Here is a 16,603-nt window from a genome sequence, read left to right on the forward strand (position 1 = left end):
TTGCTCGGCCCGCCTCGCGTCGTCTATACATAACGGCGTAAGTCACAACAATGGACGTCATTGCCCAGAAAGTCCCCCCTCACCCCCGCCCTCTCCTCCAAAGGAGGCGAGGGGAACCAAAAAAGACCTCCTCTCCCCCAATGGGGGAGAGGACGAAGGTGAGGGGGTGTAGGGCACCGACTTTCATAACCATGGGCGCGCCAGTGGCGCATGCGGTATTGCCTAGAAAGTCCCCCGTGTCATTGCGAGGCGCAGCCGAGGCAATCTCATAGTCGTTCGGGGCAACTACGGTGAGATGGCCGCGCTTCCGTTGGTCGCTCGCAATGACCAGCCAGTGACGGGACGGTCTTACAACACACTTTCATCCCCATGGGCGCACCAGCGGCGCATGCGGTATTCCCGCGAAAGCGGGAATCCAGCGCAGAAAGACTGGATTCCGGGTCAAGCCCGGAATGACGATCACTGTAAAGGGACCTGTGGGACACTACACTAGCGCCTACCGAGGGTGATGTTTCAGAGTACAACCGGCTGTAACATACCCTTTCATGTGAAACGTACCTCCTGCATCTGATCCCCTCCGTCTCTCCGCCAAGCCCATCCGTAAAGGCTCTGAACACGCAGAGTTAGAACATCCTGCCGCGAGGTCTCCGTTTTGGCATGCCGCTTGTTATCAAGACCGGTTGTCGTGGTCGTGATACCGATTTTTCTCAACAGAAGGAGGCCTACAGATGAAGAACACAACCGTCACCCTAACCGTCCCTGTCCGATTGATCCTTACTCTCCTTTCCGTGCTCGCGCCGCTCCTGGGAGCGCTTGAAGCAACAGCCCACGAGCTCTGGGTCTTGACGCCCGAGCAGGCGTCCGAGTGGAACGCGAGACCCAAGCCCGAAATCTTTACCCAGCTTAACGGGACAAGTCTGTCGGTCTACCTGCTGACAACCCTCTGTCTGGTCGGCTGCGTCCTGCTCTACCGCCGGACCGCGTCTCGATCATCAGCCTCGGACCTGCAGGCCCGCCTGACCTCGTATGGCGACTACGCGCCGGTGGCCCTGCGCATCGCGCTCTTCATCATGTTGGGGACGGCAAGCCTCGGGCTCGCGCCGCGACTGGGCACCGGGATCATGCAGAGCGCGGTGCTGGGCGCGCCGGACCTCGAGTTGCGCCTGCTCCCGGGTAACTGGAGTTGGGTGGCCGTGATCGAAGGCGCGCTCGCCGTCTGTCTGTTGCTGGGCATCTATGTGCGGGGCGCAGCCGCCGCGATCCTGGGCCTGGGGCTGCTGGGACTCTACCTCTTTGGCCAGGCCATGTGCGCCTACATCGGGCTGGTTGGAGCGGCCGCCGTCTATCTGTTGTTCCAGGGAGCCGGACCATATGCGGTGCCGCTGCCGTCTTTCCCAGGTACCGCGGGACTCAGCGCCTGGTTCGCAGGCCAGCCTCGCGAGCGGGTGCAGTGGCTGCTGAGGGTCTTGGTAGGTGCCGACGTGCTCTACCTGGCACTGGCATATAAATTCGCGCAGCCCAACCTTATGCTGGGCGTGCTCGACGTCCACCACGTTCCTACCCTGGGGCTGCAGCCGGCGACCTTTGTCCTCCTGGCAGCCGTCGTGGAGCTGCTCGCTGGGATCTTCATCCTTACAGGGGTCATGATCCGACCCTTGGCCGTCGGTCTCTTCACGGCGTTCGCCTTTTTCAGCGTGGTCCTCTGGGAAGGGGTCTTCGCCCACATCATTGTGTACGGGCTGCTGGTCCCGTTGATCACCAACGGCGCGGGGCAATGGCGCGCACCCCTGAAGACGAAGGCGATGCTCACTCCCGGATCATGGTTTGTCGCAGCAGAGCGATACCGAATCGTAAGGATGGGATCTTGAGCGATCTTTATCGGAAGCGGGACGGTCAGCGGCGCTAGCCGCCTCCCGGATGAGCCGCTGACGTCCCCCAAGATTGATGTTTCAGAATACAACCCTCTGAAACGCCTCATTTCATTTGAAACTTACCTCGTGCATCTGATCCTCTCCTTCTCGCCGCGGTTTGGCCTGCGTATCGAAAATCATTCACGCGGTATCGGCCTGTATACCAGCGAAGGCCGACCGATTCGCATACTCAACGGACGCAAGAGGCCTAACCACACAGAAAGACCGGAGCGGAGGGTTCGCGCGCCGCTACTGCGAGGGCGTCGTGCCGACTGGCACCGTTCCTGCTCAGTTTGCAGGAAAAGGATGCTGACACCGCCACCCTGTGACGCGAAGCCACACAACCGCTATCAGAGAGGAGAATGGCAATGAATACTCACAACCTGCTGATGGTCTTTACCGCAGCAATGGTCTTCGTGCCTTTGGTAGCTTCCGCTGGAGGAGGCTATGAGCAGGCGCGAATCTACTCCAGATCGCCAAACTCATTGCATGTGGAAGGTTTTGTCAACAAAGACAATAAAGTCAAAGACTTTAATATGGCCAACAAGAAGATGGAGGTCGGCTACGGCAAGAAGATCAAATATATCAAAATTAAAGACATCACCACCAACCAGTGCTTTCTTGATGCGCCATCGCAACAACCCAACGCAGTGAGATTCGGGCATGTCAATTACCCTGAGACCCCTGATGGTTACAACCAGGTCATGGCGTGGTTGAGCATCACCAATGATGGAACTGCGGATGGCAGTGTCGAAGTAAGATCTATGGAAATCTGGGGAAGGGATAAAAACGGCAATGTATTTCCAGTCAGTGACGATCTATTCTGCAAAAAAGATGATTGCCAAGCATCCAACCTCGTTTGGGGTTCCATGCTGCAAGATAAGGCTTACTGGAGTAATCCCGATGCATGGGCACTCCGCTGCCCAAACGGTGATACTAACTTAGAGACCTGTGGCAACAGCCCCGTCAACCCATTGATATTTGAACTGAAATGGAATAAACCCGCAAATGGGCTTTTCGCGATTCCAACTGTTGTATTTCCGACAAGCCAGTATCCGGACCAGGTTTTCCATCCTTGGTTGGCGGTCTGGGATGAGGATCCAAACAGTCGTAGATCGAATGCCGAACCGGGTATTCAATATGCTGTACGCGTCATCGCAAAAGTCAATGGTGCAGGGCGATTGCAAGCGGGCTTGGATTATTGGGCACCGCCTGGAACGACTCCCTATTGCGAACCATCGCGCCAAAACAGCGAACGGTGCGAAGGCGCCGTTTCGAACTGGCAATGCGAATCTGGCGGCTGGGTCAGCGTCATCGCGGGTGCGCCGGGAATATTCCGACCTTGAGGATGTAAGGCCCGTACATGCTGGTCCAGGGCTTATACCAAAGCGGGAGAAGAGTCAGCCGGCGTTACCCTCTTCCAGGATAGGTGGAGGAACTGTGATGGAAACGTGGCGAGAGCAAAACTGGGAATACGCGAAGAGCACGAGCTTCGATGTGATGATCACTGGAGGGGGCGTGAACGGCGCGTGTCTCTATCATCAGCTCTGTTCCCAAGGCTATAAGGTCCTCCTTATTGACAAGGGCGATTTTGCCGGCGGCAGCAGCCAGTCTTCCGGAATGATGATATGGGGAGGATTACTGTATCTTCGAAATCTCGATGTGTGCTCCGTATACCGTTTGTCCAGGGCCAGAGACGCCATGATCAAGCTGATGAGTGATCGGGTGTCTCCGTGTCTCTTTCGGTACGTCCCCTCCTCCGAAGGCGGCCGAAATGGTCAGATCGTTCAGGCCGGCCTTTATCTCTATTGGTTGGCCGGCATGCTCCGGCGCCGCGCGCCTTTCTCGCAGCGCGTGTTCGGGGAGGCGGTTTTCATCCGAGACGTAGGCTCCAAAGGCTCCTTTGTGTATGAGGAGGGCGTTCTGAAAGGCTCCGATTGCCGGTTTGTGCTCCGGTGGATTGCACCGTTCCAAGCACCCGAACACGTTCCGCTTAACTATTGCGCTGTGGAAGACGGCAGCTACAGTGCGAAGGAACAATTATGGCGTCTTCATCTTAAAGATACGTTATACCACCGGGAGACAGAGGCGACTGCGCGGTGCGTGGTGAATTGTGCTGGCGTCTGGGTCGATAAGGTCAATCAGGATTTCGGTGTGCGGACACCCTATAAACACCTGCTCAGTAAAGGCGTCTATCTCGGCCTCCAGCGCCACGAGGCGCACCACACGCCGTTGATATTCGACATGGAACAGCACGGCGACGTCGTGACCTATCTCCCGTGGGGACCGATTGCTCTCCTGGGACCTACAGAGACATTAGTTCGAACCGCTGAAGAGGGCTACGATGTGTCGGAGGAGGATGCACGGTTTTTACTGGAACAGGCTGCGCAACACCTGCGCACACCAGTCAACAAGACGGAGATCATTTCGTTGCGCTGCGGCGTGCGACCGCTGGCAGTCCCAACATCGTTCCGCGGCGATTGCTACCCGCTGGATATTTCTCGCAGACATAGGATCGTAAAGGACAGCAGGTTGCCTTGGATATCGCTCTACGGCGGCAAGATCACAGGCTGTATCGAGACATGCCGGAGGATCTGCGCCGAGCTTTCCAGGTTGATACCGCGGGCAGTCACCCCGGTGACCCCTGGCCCGGTTGAGGACGAGGTTGAACTTACCTCTTTTCCCGGATTGGCGCAAAAAGTACCATCTGTGGAATGGTGCAAGACACAAGAATTCTGTCTTACCCTGGAAGATTATCTGCGCCGCCGTACCAACATCTCGCAGTGGGTTGCGCGAGAAGGTCTGGGACGCAATGATGAAAATCTTGGGGCAGTCGAAAAGATCGCTTTAAGTCTGTGCAACTATGACCAGCTCAAGGTGAGCGCATGCGTAAAGCGATACCGCGAACAGGTCAACAGACGCTTTGATTCGCTGATTGCACGGACCTGAGAAAGCCGTGCGGGAGGGTAGACCATGACCATCACACGAACCGACTTGCCGGTTGCTTTGGGGGGGACGCCGTCTGTCACTCTGGACCACCGAGCAGCCAACCGCTGGCCGATGCTCACCCGCGACGATGAAGAGGCGGTGTTGCGGGTCATGCATGACGGCAACATCTCCACCCATCCGATTATCAGAGAACTGGAGCAGGACTACGCGAGCCTGACCGGGCGTCGTTATGCGCTGGCCCACAATAACGGGACAGCCGGATTGCTCGCTGCGTTCTTTGCGGTAGGCCTGAAACCCGGCGATGAGGTGATCGTTCCCTCCGCCACGTTCTGGGCCTCCGTTGTGCCGATGCTCTGGCTGGGAGCCATACCGGTGTTTTGTGAAAGTGAACCGGATTGCCTGGGACCCGATCCCAAGGACATGGAGAGAAGAATCACCAATCGGACAACGGCCATCGTCGTCGTCCACCTCTGGGGATACCCCGCCAAAATGGGAGAGATCCTGGCTGTCGCTCGACAGCACAACCTCAAGATCATCGAGGACGCCTCCCACGCCCATGGAGCCATGTGGTATGGAAAGCCATGCGGCAGTTTCGGTGACGTATCGGTGTTCAGTCTGCAGGGCGATAAGCTGGCTCCAGCCGGGGAGGGTGGGATCTTCCTGTGCGACGAGTATGCGTACTACGAGCGAGCGACCTGCCTGGGGGATATTACCCGGATTATCGAGTTACAGACTCCGGCGCGCCGTTTCGCTGGAACAAGTTTCGGCATCAAAACACGTATCGCGCCACTGTCTGCTGCAATCGCCCGGGTCCAGCTCAAAGCATTGCCGGCGCGTAACCAGTTGCGCACTGAGAACCTGGAGTATCTCTCGCACCATTTGGAGGCACTGGGATTTCATACGTTCCTCGCGCCACCTGACATCAGACGGACGTATTTCGAGTACATCATTCGATACGACAGCGACAAGATTCCGCTGCGTCTGGACCGGTTGATCGATGCCCTCCGACAGGAAGGCTGCCAGATCTCCACACCCCGGTACCCTCTACTGCACCAGCAGCCCTTCTTCACGGAAGGCCACTATCGTGAGGTGGCCCGATTAGGGTGCGACATCGCCTTGCCTGATTATAGCGCAGTGGAGTTGCCGAACACGGAGCGGGTAGGCGCTACCCTTGTAAAACTCCCGTCCTTCCCAAATGCCACTCGTGACTTGCTCGACCAATATATCGTGGCCTTTGAGAAAGTGCTCAGGTACGCCACAGAGATAGCGACCAAGTACGAAGCAGCCTCAGCGCAGTGCGAGCCACGCAGATGAGAACGGCCCTTCGACTGACAGATCGTTTTCTGCATATGCTTCATCTGACCATCATCGTGTTTTGCATGGTCGGATGGGTATTTCAGAGTGCCCGTGTGGTCCATCTCGTTGTGGTCATCGGGATAGCCTGTTCCTGGTTCATCCTCGGCAGGTCTCGCGGATATGGCTACTGCTTGATCACGGATCTCCAGCGGAGGGTGAGAAAGAGACTGGGAGACCCGCCGGGTCCCGACTCGTTCGTCAAGTATCAGCTCGATCGCCTCACCGGGATGGATTTCAATCCACAATCTGTCGAGGCGGTTATCCAGACATCCTTCTATCTGTCGGCGCTCGCATCCATCTACGTAAATTTCGCACCCTAGTCGGCATGCGACATTGAAAGGATCAGACTAGTCATCGTGGAGGAGATCATGCTATGAGCGGTTTCCAGTCGCTCCTTCAGCATCGCGGATTCATGGCCCTGCTTTTCACCCGCCTGCCGGATTTCCTGGTGCGGCTTTGCCTCTGGCTGCTGACTCACACCTTCTATCGCATCACGGTTATGGGACGGGCACACCTGCCTAAAGAAGGGGCGGTGCTCCTGATAGGTAATCACGTGTCGTTCGTGGATCCATTCCTGCTGAGCGCCTGTACCCAGCGCTTTGTACGGTTCCTGATGTACCGCCCGCTGTATGAGGCGCCAGGGATTCACCAGGTCGCAAAGCTGATGGGCGCGATCCCCGTGGCAGGCACCGATTCCCGGAGTGACGTGGCCACAGCCCTGAAGACGGCACGCGAGCGATTGCGCGCGGGGGAGGTCGTCTGCATCTTCGCGGAAGGGGCCATCACCCGAACCGGTAATCTGCTCCCATTCAAAAAGGGGTTCGAAGCCATCGCAAAAGGGCTCGATGTTCCCATCGTACCCTTTCACCTTGACGACGTCTGGGGAAGCATCTTCAGCTTCCAGGGTGGCCGCTTCTTCTTCAAGTGGCCTCGACGGATCCCCTATCCTGTGACCATCTCCTTCGGTGCTCCCCTACAACAGCCCAGCGCCTTCGAGGTGCGACAGGCGGTGAGCCTGCTGGGCGCCGAGGCCGCCTTCTACCGCCGAGATCAGTGGCCGCTGGGTGAGGCCGCGCTGGCGACCATACGGCGCGAGTGGCGGCGCTTCGCGATGGCCGATTCCATGGGGCACAGGCTGCGTTTCGGCCAGGTCCTGATAGGGGCGCTCCTCTTCCACCGCGACGTCCTGAAACGATGTGATGGCCAGGAGATGGTCGGGCTACTGCTGCCACCGTCCGTTCCGGCCGCCCTCCTGAACCTGGCCCTCACCTTGGCCGGAAAAGTCCCAGTTAGCCTGAACTACACGGCCTCGGCCGAAGCGTTGCAGATTGCCATTGACCGTTGTGAACTGAAGACCATCTATACTTCCCAATTGTTCCTCGAAAAGCTGGGCCTGCCTCACCGAGATGGTATGGTCCTCGTGGAGGAAGTGACCCAGTCCTTCACCTGGTTTCAGAAGCTCAACGCCGCGCTGCTCGCGCGGCTGACGCCCGCGGCACTCCTCAGGCGTCTGCTGTCACCGAGAAGGTCTCAGATGGATGACCTGGCCACAGTGATCTTTTCCAGCGGCAGCACCGGCACTCCTAAAGGCGCCATGCTCAGTCACGGTAACATCGTCTCCAACATTGAGGCGATCCGACAGGTCTTGCAGATTGATCGGGACGACCGCCTTCTTGGGGTACTCCCCTTTTTCCACTCATTCGGCTTCACCGGGGCGCTGTGGCTTCCCCTACTCGCCGGTTCTGGCGTGATCTACCATTCAAATCCGCTCGACGCCCGCACCGTGGGCCAGCTCTCCGAGCAGCATCGCGTGACGCTGCTCATCGGGACACCAACCTTTTATCTGTCTTATCTGAGGCGCTGTTCGAAGGAGCAGTTCGCCACCCTGAGACTTGCCATCGTGGGCGCGGAAAAGCTCAAGGGAACAGTGGCCGAGTCGTTCCGGGAGCGGTTCGGCATCGATCTGTTGGAGGGCTATGGGTGCACAGAGCTCTCGCCCGTCGTGTCGGTCAATATCCCCGATGTGACCGAGGCGCGGCCGCGTCAGGTTGGACACAAGCCAGAGACCGCGGGTCATCCCCTGCCCGGCATCGCCGTCCGCATCGTTGATCCGGAGAGCTTTGGCGACCGACAGGTCAATGAGGAGGGTCTGGTACTGGTCAAAGGCCCCAACGTGATGCTGGGCTACCTGCACGAGCCTGAGCGGACCCAGCAGGTCATCCGGGACGGATGGTATATCACCGGCGACATCGGCCGCCTGGATGCCGACGGCTTTCTCACGATTACCGATCGGCTGAGCCGCTTCAGCAAGATCGGCGGCGAGATGGTCCCACACATCAAGATCGAGGAGGCGATCCAAGCAGCCCTTGGCACCACAGACCGGAAGTGCGTGGTGACCTCGCTTCCTGACGATCAGAAGGGCGAGCGGTTGATGGTGCTACACGAGCCGTTAGAGCTGGAGATAGATGAGATGCTCCACCGGTTGCGAGGGATGGGTGTGCCAAACCTCTGGCTGCCGCGCAAGGAGAACTTTCTCCCCATCCAGGCGATTCCCCTGCTCGGCTCCGGTAAGCTCGACCTCACACGCGCGAAGGAGCTCGCCGCGCGGCTTGACCGGGAGCGATAATCCCGGGATGCTTCGCCGATGAACTCAGGCGACATCACCCGCACCCTCTTCCGAACCCGCACCCGCCGGCCCCGGCAAACGTTGGAATACCATCTGCACCCTCTCCGACATCCGCGACGGAATCCGACGATCGCACTGGATCTGAACGGGAAGTGTGACTGTTCCAGTAGGGGGAGTCACGTTGTTTTTTGGAGCGCTGCCATGATACGGGCCTTGCACACCCGCGGCGATGTGGGCGGAGCCGGAGGTCGAATAGCCTAGCGTGACCTCCACGGTATTGCTTTTGACTGGAGACTGAGGCTTGACACTCTGTGGGAAAGTGGGTATATTCTTTTTGCCCACAAAGCGGGGACGTTATGGTTCCCCTCGCCCCCTCGGGTACCGGGCACCCTCTCGGTGTGGTGCGGAGAGGGTTCGGGTTCGGGGGATTTTCTAACCAGGGCTAAAGAGAGGTCGAGCAATGACATCAGTCAATGAAGCGTTGTTGGATGAACATTTCACCGCCGTTGGAAAGGGCACCTTGGACAGCAAGAAGCGCATCGCTCTCACGAAAGCCATAGAAGCCCTGCAAGCCGTCATCGGCGAGGACGTGGAAAGGCTGCGCTTCAAGATCGCTTGCAACAAGGCGGGCCAGATCCTGCTCTCCCCAGAAGTTACCGTTCCCCTCCATGAAGCCTGGCTTTATACAAACAAAGCTGCACTGGAGAGCGTGCGCCGAGGCATAGCAGAAGCCGGACGCGGTAAGGCACGAAAGATCGGCTCTTTCGCTAAGCACGCCAAAGACGAAATCGATTAGGTTAAGCGTGCCTCAATTCACGCTGACATTCACCCTCACCGCATGTCGGCAATTAGAGGCACTTGAGCGAGACGGTCTAGAAAAGCGCCTGAAAGCCGTACGAAAGACCCTCGGCCTCATGGAAACCAACCTGCACCATCCGAGTCTTAACACCCACGAATACACAAGCCTGAAGGGTGCGCACGGTGAAAAGGTCTTTGCAGCCTACGCCGAGAGTAAGACGCCGGCCGCCTACCGAATCTTCTGGCACTACGGCACAAAGCGGGGTGAGATCATCGTCATTGCGATCACGCCCCATCCGTGAAAGCCCCGCTATCCCTGACCGGCACCTACCCACAGGCCGTCAGGTCACCGTGTGCCGGCGCGCTGTGATCGCGCCAAAGGCAAGAGCGCTTATTCTAGGGCGCACACAATACAGCGTTCCTCTTGACATTTCGGTCAACAATCCCACGATGTCGCCACCTCGATCCAGATGTTCCACTTCGCGTCGCGGTCCGTCCCGCCTTTGGCGCCACCTTCGAGGGTCATCTTCTGCCACGTCGATCCAGCCTATTCTGTTCCGCTATCCTCTTTTCTCGTCTACAAAGCCGGTTACGGCCCAGACGGGTCCTCAGTGGTCAGAAACAGTTGATTGTTCATGTAGTTCGATTCTCTGACCTGGCGACCAGGATTGACGTGGACCCGAAACGTACAGCAGTTCGCGACATTCTTAACATCACCAATATCAAGAAACTGCTTCAACTCCCGCTCGGTGCCGGCGTTCAATTGATCGACAGGAATATCGATCTTCACCTCGGTTCTGCTGGGCAGGTGGCCTGTTATCCGAACGTAAAAGTCTCTCGCAAAGACCATACCGACATTTTTGAGTTTGATCGTCACGTACGAGGAATCACCATAGGCATCGCCATGGCCTTTATAGATCGATCCCGCGAGGACTGTCAGGTCGGCGAGACCCGGATCCGTTTTGAGACACCGTTCCGGTGTGGCTGCGTCGCCGCTTGTGCTCAGCACCTTGATGCGGTAGCAATACTCCACACCGGCTGCGACGCCCTCATCCCTCCAGACGAAAAGCTGTCCGGTACCGGCGCTTGGATTCTGGGTGCTCCCTGGGACCCATGCTCGAATCACTTGATGGACGACCTGCCAGTTTTGTTGGGGCAGCTTCACCCGTCGCTCAATCGCAAATCCTCCCTCGTTCGTCGAGGCATCTCGCCATCGAACCGTGATCGATCGGCCCGCCTGCCCGGTCACCGTGCTTTGGAGGGTGAAATCCGTCGGCGGTGCGGGAGCCAGGCCAATCGCGACAGCGCTGGTCATGGCTCCCAGGGTGACTACCGAAACAGCCGCAATCGCGATGGTGAAGGATTTAGCCCGCATTGCTCTTTCCTCCTGCTCGGTCGCGGATCATTCAGGGCTTCACCCCTGGCGCGAGCGGCAGGGGACGCCCTGCTGGCGAGGGCATGGGTGATGAAGGTGAGGTTCCAATCCCTGCCCTTGCACCAACACCACAGAGTGAATTATATGGGATCGAATAGTCTGTCTTTGCGAGAGGGATGCTGCTTGACCCTGTGGGCAGAGACGTTTGACCGTATAGGGTAAATGACATCTGGACACGCCTCGATCCCAGCGCCGGGACCTTGCGATCGCACTGGATCTGAACCGGCACCCTGGCCTGCCCATTACCCTTGGTCACGTCAACTTTAGGGGCGCTCCCTTGGTATGGCGACTCGACTGTCGCTGAGATATGGGCTGAGTTAGACGTTGAATAGCCAAGCGTGACTTCGACGGTGTTGCTTTTGATCGGCTGATTCATGTCAATGATACCGACAGCCTTCGCACCAAGCACCTTCAGTTCTGTTCCAGCCAAGGCTGCTCCTGGTGCCATGCTCAGTACCGTAAGAGTCATCAAACCGACTACCACATATTGACGGTACATCATGCTCACCTCCTACGTGCCGAGTCAGATCGGCACTCACGTTCACGATACTTCTTGCTACTTATTCTTGGATGGGTCATCAAGGGCTCTTCGAAGTGTGCCGCCGGACGTTCCTTCCTTTGGATCGGAAGCGTCCTTTTTCCGTTGCTGCGCGCCGCCGGTAGGGTCAACATGTGGAAACATTCCACTGCTGACGATTGCGCCGTTCACAACGATGATCTTCTTCCCATCGGCGGTTGCATAAGTTGCATTTGGAGCCGGCACCCACTTCCCATTCTGGCCAAGCAACATCAAGGTACTACCCGAGATCTTTGCCTTCTGGGCGACCTTTGAATTGGGGCCGGTGAGCATCAGTTCGGTATCCCCAGCCATCGCGACGGGTGCTCCCAGTGCAAAGCCCATCAGGGACACCCCAAGCAGAGTTGAGCGTAAGGTCCAGTGAGACATGGATCGTTCCTCCTTTCCGGTCGCGCTCAGCGACCTGTGGGTTCTATATGTAGCGACGTAAACCGCAACAATGGCCGTCATACCCGCGCAAGCGGGTATCCAGTAACATCAATGGATTCCCGCTTCAGGACTGCGGGAATGACGCTACCGGTAATGTAATTAAGCACTACCGTGCACACCGGAATCCGACCCCCGGGGGCGCGACCGCCGGAGTGACGTCGCCGAACACAGAAAAGACGCCGGCATCCGACAAATCGTCCCAGCGGCCGCCGCGAATCAACGCACCAGGGCCCGTCGTGGTGCTCGCCCCTGCCAGGCAGTTTGAATCAAAACTCCCAAGCAAAGAGGGAACACAGGTCGTACTGCGCGGCACCCAGTCGGCTACCCACTCCGCCACGTTCCCCACCATGTCGAACGCTCCCACGTTGGAGAGACAACTCGGGGTGCCCGTTGGGCCGGGACCACCCGCGCTTACGATACAGGGCGCACCGTCCGGCGTCCCGAGCGCTGCGGCCTGCCACTCAGCGTTGGTCGGCAGGCGCTTGTAGGAGTTTCTCGCGGCAGCGGCAGCCTGGAACCATGTAACGAATTGGGATGGCGTGACACCGGGGATCGAGACAGCATAGATATCCATGCAACCGCTGCCGGTCTCCTGGCAACCGGCAGCAGCGAGGTCTCCTGACGCCAGCCCGAGTTGGGTCGCGCCTGCTGCGGTGAGGTCGGCCAGGGCGACATTACCCTTTCTGATCTTCTTGATCACGGACGTATTCGTCGTCTGCCAGATACTGGCCTCGTACTTGTCCATACAGAGGGTACCCGACCGCACCGAATCGGCGGAACAGCCGTGTTTCGTGGTATGCGTCGCGTCTGCAGGCAGGGCCCAGCCAAGCCACAGTCCAGTGACGCCTGCTACCAGCACTCCGATTTTTCGCATCATCTCCTCCTGTTAGGAGCCGGAGGTTGCCCGGCCCCGTGTGTAGCTTCTGGGCGATCGCGCATTGCGGCCGCCTTCCTCTCTAATCGACGATACACACGCCCACAGCGAAGTTGTTCAGTTCGTTCGATTCTTCGATCTGCGGCGGAGCATCAACAAACACGGTGAACACGCAATCGGGCCCACAGGCGGCTGCCGGGATCTCGATCGCCGGTAGCGGGACAATTGCACCCGGTGGGATCCCTCCGTGTATGCGGGGCAGCTCCGTTTTCCCCGCCTTGGGAAAGCGAACGGTGGCCGCCGTCATCTTCGCTGGGGTCGCGACAGCCCCCTGATTCTTGACGTAGAGCACCAGATTCCCGCTGGAATCTTTGGCGCACAGTCCTGATCCTGTCGGGTTTGTAATCGGGACCAGATCAGGCTTTCCAACCTGAAATCCAGGGTGAGGTTGCACTTTCACTCCGGACGTGGACGGCTTGGACGTGGACGGCTTGGAAGATTTCCGCAGAGGTGCAGGCAGAACATCTTCGCCAGCAATCACCTGGCCAGTCACACTGAGGATTGCGAGTGTGACTAAGCAGAGCGCTGTTAAGAGTAGCGGTTGCCGCCTTGCGTGCATGGTTGCTTCCCTTTCCAACACCATTCTTTATGGTCACGCCGAGCCCGTCTGACGCCGCGCCACAGGCGCGTTGGTCAGAGCCCACTCATCGGGCCTGTTGCATACCTCTTCGAAGGGCATCCCCGGCGGTCCCTTCCTTCGGGGGTGGGACGTTCTTCTCCCTGCGCATCGGGACGGGAGCATTCTCGGGGCTCACAATACCTGGCACGATAACACCTCGCTGGACGATGATCTCCTTGCTGCCCCCATCCATGGCTCGATAGGTGCCCTCTGGGGCAGTGGCCCACTTCCCGTTCTGACCCAGCAGCATCAGTGTGTTTCCAACGATCTTGGCCTTTTGTGCCACATTCGAGTTCGGTCCAATGAGCATCAGCTCGGTTTCTCCAGCCATGGCGACAGATGCGCCTACCGCCAAGCTCATCAGGAACAGCCCGAACAGGATTGCATATAACCTCCGGTAAGACATAGGTCGGTCCTCCTCATTTCGCAAGGTCGGTAACAGGTCGGGGTTTTATGTATGGCGCTCTTGTGAAAATAGCAAGCAGATCGTGGCCGCTGCGTTCCAGTCGGTCGTTGGCAGGGTTGCCGTCTCCCTTAGAGTCCACGTCGTAGTTTATCCGCAGCTTGTAAGTCGGAGGGAACTCCCAGTCCCCTCCGTAATCACCATCGATAGTCAGTTCATAAACCAGTGCCATCTCCTGGCCCTGGGCAAGATCTCTCAAGACCTGGTGCGCGACGATCCTTGGACCTTCGAGAAGATAAACGTCCCCTCGGGGTTTCGTTTCATAAGAGCCTGGCCCTACGCTCTTCACGACGCCGGTCACCCTTACGCGCCCTTCCGTCTCCCCTGATCGCGAGACGACGGTGAAATCGATCCGCTGGGCGGCGAGATCGGATCTGAGTTTGAGTGGTGGCATTTGGGGTACCTTCGGCCCCGGTCCAGGAGGAACCTTCTGAACCACCGGCCCCTGCGCCCACGCTAATCCTGCCGCGGTCAACACCGCCATCCCCACTGCAACAACCCAACGGCTTTTCTTCATGACGTGATCCTCCTCTGGCGACAGCGTAAGATCCGTTGATCCCATCGAATGCACGTCGCGCGTGTTCGCGTGTCAAGTCTCTCATGAGACATGGATCGATTCGCCTTTTACTTGAACAGGTCATTGATACCGGAACCACTGCGCTCCAGCTGATTGTTGGCGGGATTACACTCAGGGTCGGATTTGATATGACGATATAGCCGCAGCATATAGCTCGGGGGGAACTCCCCCTCGGAAGACGAGGAGGCATTCCAATCCCGCTCATAGGCTACGGTCACCTCCTGGCCCGGAGCGAAATTGAGATGAGGGAACTCCTGGCTTGCAACGCGCTGACTTTTTTGAAATAGGTTGAGGGTCAGCGTGCCCGAGTAAGCGACGGGGCTTATATTCTTGACCACACCGGTGATCCGCACGCGACCCTTAAACTGGCTGGTCTTCGACACGATGCCGAAATCAATCCGCTGGGCGGCGAGATCGGCGCAGGGCTTCATCCCGCCAGGAACCGGTGGCTTCGTGACTTCAGCGGGCGTTTTCACTTCTGGGGTGAGGGATTTTTGAGACTCTTGCGGGGGTTTAATTGGTATTGGGGGCGGCCCAGCTTGGGCGTCATGAGAAGATACGACCACCAAGGCCATGCTCGATAGCAAAGCGGCCGCCAATAATCGCCTGCTCCCAAAGCGTGTTGGACGAATCCCCATCGTAACAAGTCCTCGCTGTGTCATTGCTTTCCTCCTTTTCAGTTACCCTGTTTATGGCCTGTCGTTCAGTTTCAGTTACCCGGTATGTCGCTCACACGGGTCGGAAGGTTCATCGCTTGATCCGCTCTACAAATCGGATGAGGTCGGGTCCTGTTCCTTTAGCCAATACACTTGCCATCGACTTTGTTATTCGTCTCCCCTTTGCCTTCGTCAACCTTGTTCTCGAAATCTGTGATGACGGTGAAACTGCAATCGGGCTTAAAGCAGCCCGCAGGTATCTCGAAAATGCGCGACACTGCTTGGCCTGGCAACAAATCACTAAAGTCATCGCCTAGACCGGTGTCGGTTTTTGTGCCAGACGTAGTACTAAAGAGTACAGCGGTCGTCCGTGGTGGCGCAGCGACAAGCCCCTGATTCTTCAGGTTAACCTGCAACTTTATTTTGCCGCCGAAACTGCGGCAGAAGGAACCTGACGATGGCGGAAAAGCCACCAGGTCAGCTTTTCTCGGGGTAAGAGGCGGCGTCTTGGTGATTCCGGGCGTGAGGGGCTTCAGAGGGCCTGGCTGGGGTGGGGCTGGAGTAGCCGTGGGTTGGGCTGGGTCGTGTGGTGCAGCGGGAGGAGCTTGCGCCGCCGGGTCAACTGGAAGGTCACAGACGACCACGCCGTCGCTTCCAGTAAGACAACAAAACTCTAAGCCGTTCTCAGTAACCCAGATAAAGCCATTTAACAGACAAAGGTCTCGGCGTATTGCAAACGCGTAATCAGAAAATATTAGCGTAAAGGCTGTACTAAATAGCAAGGCTTTTGCGAGGCGTCTCTTGGACCTGTAGCGTTTGGCGGATACTTTCTGGGAATATGCGGTTGTGCGCTGCTCTTCCATCATGTACCCTCCTCTGGAAGCGACAATTCTTTATTCCTTCGCAGGTATCGAACCAGGGTCGGTTCACCGCTTGGCTTTGTCAGGCTGAGCGGGATCTGGATCCATCGAAAGACTGGAAGTGCGTGAACTTGGTTTCGAGGCTCTTTTAGCCCCTTGGCGTTTACTGGGGCACTGACCGTCCTTATTGGGCTTTCCCTCCCAACATCTTTGAAGGAGGGGGTCGTCCTGCTCCCTGCTAAAGCCGTCTTTGGTTCGAGCATGCACGTCATGGACGGAGACCAACACTAAGGCCGTACCGAACAGTAAGGCCACCGTCGATAATCGCATGCCCGTAGAGCGTGTTGGGCGAAGCCCCATCGTAATAAATCCATGACGTGTCATCGCGTTTCCTCCTTTTCAGTTACGGCGTTT

Annotated in this window: 16 protein-coding genes; 7 read left to right on the top strand and 9 right to left on the bottom strand. The window is 57.7% G+C overall.

Annotated features, from left to right (window positions below; genetic code table 11):
* Positions 1 to 728 precede the first annotated feature (728 nt).
* On the top strand, positions 729 to 1,868 hold the full coding sequence (locus C3F12_00395) for a hypothetical protein (GenBank protein ID PWB48993.1): 1,140 nt from the start codon (positions 729 to 731) through the stop codon (positions 1,866 to 1,868).
* A 524-nt stretch (positions 1,869 to 2,392) separates the two neighbouring features.
* Here C3F12_00395 and C3F12_00400 read toward each other — a convergent pair.
* Positions 2,393 to 2,575, bottom strand: a complete 183-nt coding sequence (locus C3F12_00400) for a hypothetical protein (GenBank protein PWB48994.1) — start codon at positions 2,573 to 2,575, stop codon at positions 2,393 to 2,395.
* A 343-nt stretch (positions 2,576 to 2,918) separates the two neighbouring features.
* Here C3F12_00400 and C3F12_00405 point away from each other — a divergent pair, with 343 nt between their 5' ends.
* The 6 genes from C3F12_00405 (at position 2,919) to C3F12_00430 (ending at position 9,941) form a co-directional block, all read left to right on the top strand.
* The gene (locus tag C3F12_00405; protein PWB48995.1) at positions 2,919 to 4,859 is read left to right on the top strand and encodes a hypothetical protein; all 1,941 of its coding nucleotides are present in this window, start codon (positions 2,919 to 2,921) and stop codon (positions 4,857 to 4,859) included.
* Positions 4,860 to 4,883: 24 nt separating this feature from the next.
* A complete protein-coding gene (locus C3F12_00410) occupies positions 4,884 to 6,173 on the top strand; it encodes a hypothetical protein (protein PWB48996.1) in 1,290 nt (429 codons plus the stop codon).
* On the top strand, positions 6,155 to 6,535 hold the full coding sequence (locus tag C3F12_00415) for a DUF2784 domain-containing protein (protein PWB48997.1): 381 nt from the start codon (positions 6,155 to 6,157) through the stop codon (positions 6,533 to 6,535). The genes C3F12_00410 and C3F12_00415 overlap by 19 nt, the downstream gene beginning before the upstream one ends.
* A 53-nt stretch (positions 6,536 to 6,588) precedes the next feature.
* Positions 6,589 to 8,841 (top strand): hypothetical protein, encoded by a 2,253-nt coding sequence (locus C3F12_00420; GenBank protein PWB48998.1) that lies wholly within the window; start codon positions 6,589 to 6,591, stop codon positions 8,839 to 8,841.
* A 460-nt stretch (positions 8,842 to 9,301) separates the two neighbouring features.
* Positions 9,302 to 9,637: a hypothetical protein gene (locus tag C3F12_00425; GenBank protein PWB48999.1), complete on the top strand. Its 336-nt coding sequence runs from the start codon at positions 9,302 to 9,304 to the stop codon at positions 9,635 to 9,637.
* A gap of 7 nt (positions 9,638 to 9,644) precedes the next feature.
* Entirely contained in the window at positions 9,645 to 9,941 is a 297-nt protein-coding gene (locus C3F12_00430; GenBank protein ID PWB49000.1) for a hypothetical protein, read from the top strand.
* Positions 9,942 to 10,228: 287 nt separating this feature from the next.
* Here C3F12_00430 and C3F12_00435 read toward each other — a convergent pair whose 3' ends face one another.
* From C3F12_00435 to C3F12_00470, 8 genes are all read right to left on the bottom strand, one after another.
* Positions 10,229 to 11,014 (bottom strand): hypothetical protein, encoded by a 786-nt coding sequence (locus C3F12_00435; GenBank protein ID PWB49001.1) that lies wholly within the window; start codon positions 11,012 to 11,014, stop codon positions 10,229 to 10,231.
* A gap of 616 nt (positions 11,015 to 11,630) precedes the next feature.
* Positions 11,631 to 12,020, bottom strand: a complete 390-nt coding sequence (locus tag C3F12_00440; GenBank protein ID PWB49002.1) for a hypothetical protein — start codon at positions 12,018 to 12,020, stop codon at positions 11,631 to 11,633.
* Positions 12,021 to 12,186: 166 nt separating this feature from the next.
* The gene (locus C3F12_00445) at positions 12,187 to 12,957 is read right to left on the bottom strand and encodes a hypothetical protein (protein PWB49003.1); all 771 of its coding nucleotides are present in this window, start codon (positions 12,955 to 12,957) and stop codon (positions 12,187 to 12,189) included.
* Positions 12,958 to 13,036: 79 nt separating this feature from the next.
* Positions 13,037 to 13,408, bottom strand: a complete 372-nt coding sequence (locus C3F12_00450) for a hypothetical protein (GenBank protein ID PWB49004.1) — start codon at positions 13,406 to 13,408, stop codon at positions 13,037 to 13,039.
* A 250-nt stretch (positions 13,409 to 13,658) separates the two neighbouring features.
* Positions 13,659 to 14,039: a hypothetical protein gene (locus C3F12_00455; protein ID PWB49005.1), complete on the bottom strand. Its 381-nt coding sequence runs from the start codon at positions 14,037 to 14,039 to the stop codon at positions 13,659 to 13,661.
* Positions 14,040 to 14,052: 13 nt separating this feature from the next.
* Positions 14,053 to 14,613, bottom strand: coding sequence for a hypothetical protein (locus C3F12_00460; protein PWB49006.1), 561 nt, complete (start codon positions 14,611 to 14,613; stop codon positions 14,053 to 14,055).
* Between the two features lie 107 nt (positions 14,614 to 14,720).
* Positions 14,721 to 15,104: a hypothetical protein gene (locus C3F12_00465; GenBank protein ID PWB49007.1), complete on the bottom strand. Its 384-nt coding sequence runs from the start codon at positions 15,102 to 15,104 to the stop codon at positions 14,721 to 14,723.
* Positions 15,105 to 15,469: 365 nt separating this feature from the next.
* Positions 15,470 to 16,195 carry a hypothetical protein gene (locus tag C3F12_00470; GenBank protein ID PWB49008.1) on the bottom strand — a complete coding sequence of 242 codons (726 nt, stop codon included), beginning with the start codon at positions 16,193 to 16,195 and terminating at the stop codon, positions 15,470 to 15,472.
* Between the last annotated feature and the right edge of the window lie 408 nt (positions 16,196 to 16,603).

This window comes from Candidatus Methylomirabilota bacterium, assembly GCA_003104975.1.
Lineage (GTDB): Bacteria > Methylomirabilota > Methylomirabilia > Methylomirabilales > Methylomirabilaceae > Methylomirabilis.

Excerpts from the sequence above, each read along its gene's own strand:
- C3F12_00395 (PWB48993.1), top strand. The coding sequence starts at position 729 with ATGAAGAACACAACCGTCACCCTAACCGTCCCTGTCCGATTGATCCTT.
- C3F12_00400 (PWB48994.1), bottom strand. The coding sequence starts at position 2,575 with ATGCCCGAATCTCACTGCGTTGGGTTGTTGCGATGGCGCATCAAGAAA.
- C3F12_00405 (PWB48995.1), top strand. The coding sequence starts at position 2,919 with ATGGGCTTTTCGCGATTCCAACTGTTGTATTTCCGACAAGCCAGTATC.
- C3F12_00410 (PWB48996.1), top strand. The coding sequence starts at position 4,884 with ATGACCATCACACGAACCGACTTGCCGGTTGCTTTGGGGGGGACGCCG.
- C3F12_00420 (PWB48998.1), top strand. The coding sequence starts at position 6,589 with ATGAGCGGTTTCCAGTCGCTCCTTCAGCATCGCGGATTCATGGCCCTG.
- C3F12_00425 (PWB48999.1), top strand. The coding sequence starts at position 9,302 with ATGACATCAGTCAATGAAGCGTTGTTGGATGAACATTTCACCGCCGTT.
- C3F12_00435 (PWB49001.1), bottom strand. The coding sequence starts at position 11,014 with ATGCGGGCTAAATCCTTCACCATCGCGATTGCGGCTGTTTCGGTAGTC.
- C3F12_00440 (PWB49002.1), bottom strand. The coding sequence starts at position 12,020 with ATGTCTCACTGGACCTTACGCTCAACTCTGCTTGGGGTGTCCCTGATG.
- C3F12_00445 (PWB49003.1), bottom strand. The coding sequence starts at position 12,957 with ATGATGCGAAAAATCGGAGTGCTGGTAGCAGGCGTCACTGGACTGTGG.
- C3F12_00455 (PWB49005.1), bottom strand. The coding sequence starts at position 14,039 with ATGTCTTACCGGAGGTTATATGCAATCCTGTTCGGGCTGTTCCTGATG.
- C3F12_00460 (PWB49006.1), bottom strand. The coding sequence starts at position 14,613 with ATGAAGAAAAGCCGTTGGGTTGTTGCAGTGGGGATGGCGGTGTTGACC.
- C3F12_00465 (PWB49007.1), bottom strand. The coding sequence starts at position 15,104 with ATGAAGCCCTGCGCCGATCTCGCCGCCCAGCGGATTGATTTCGGCATC.
- C3F12_00470 (PWB49008.1), bottom strand. The coding sequence starts at position 16,195 with ATGATGGAAGAGCAGCGCACAACCGCATATTCCCAGAAAGTATCCGCC.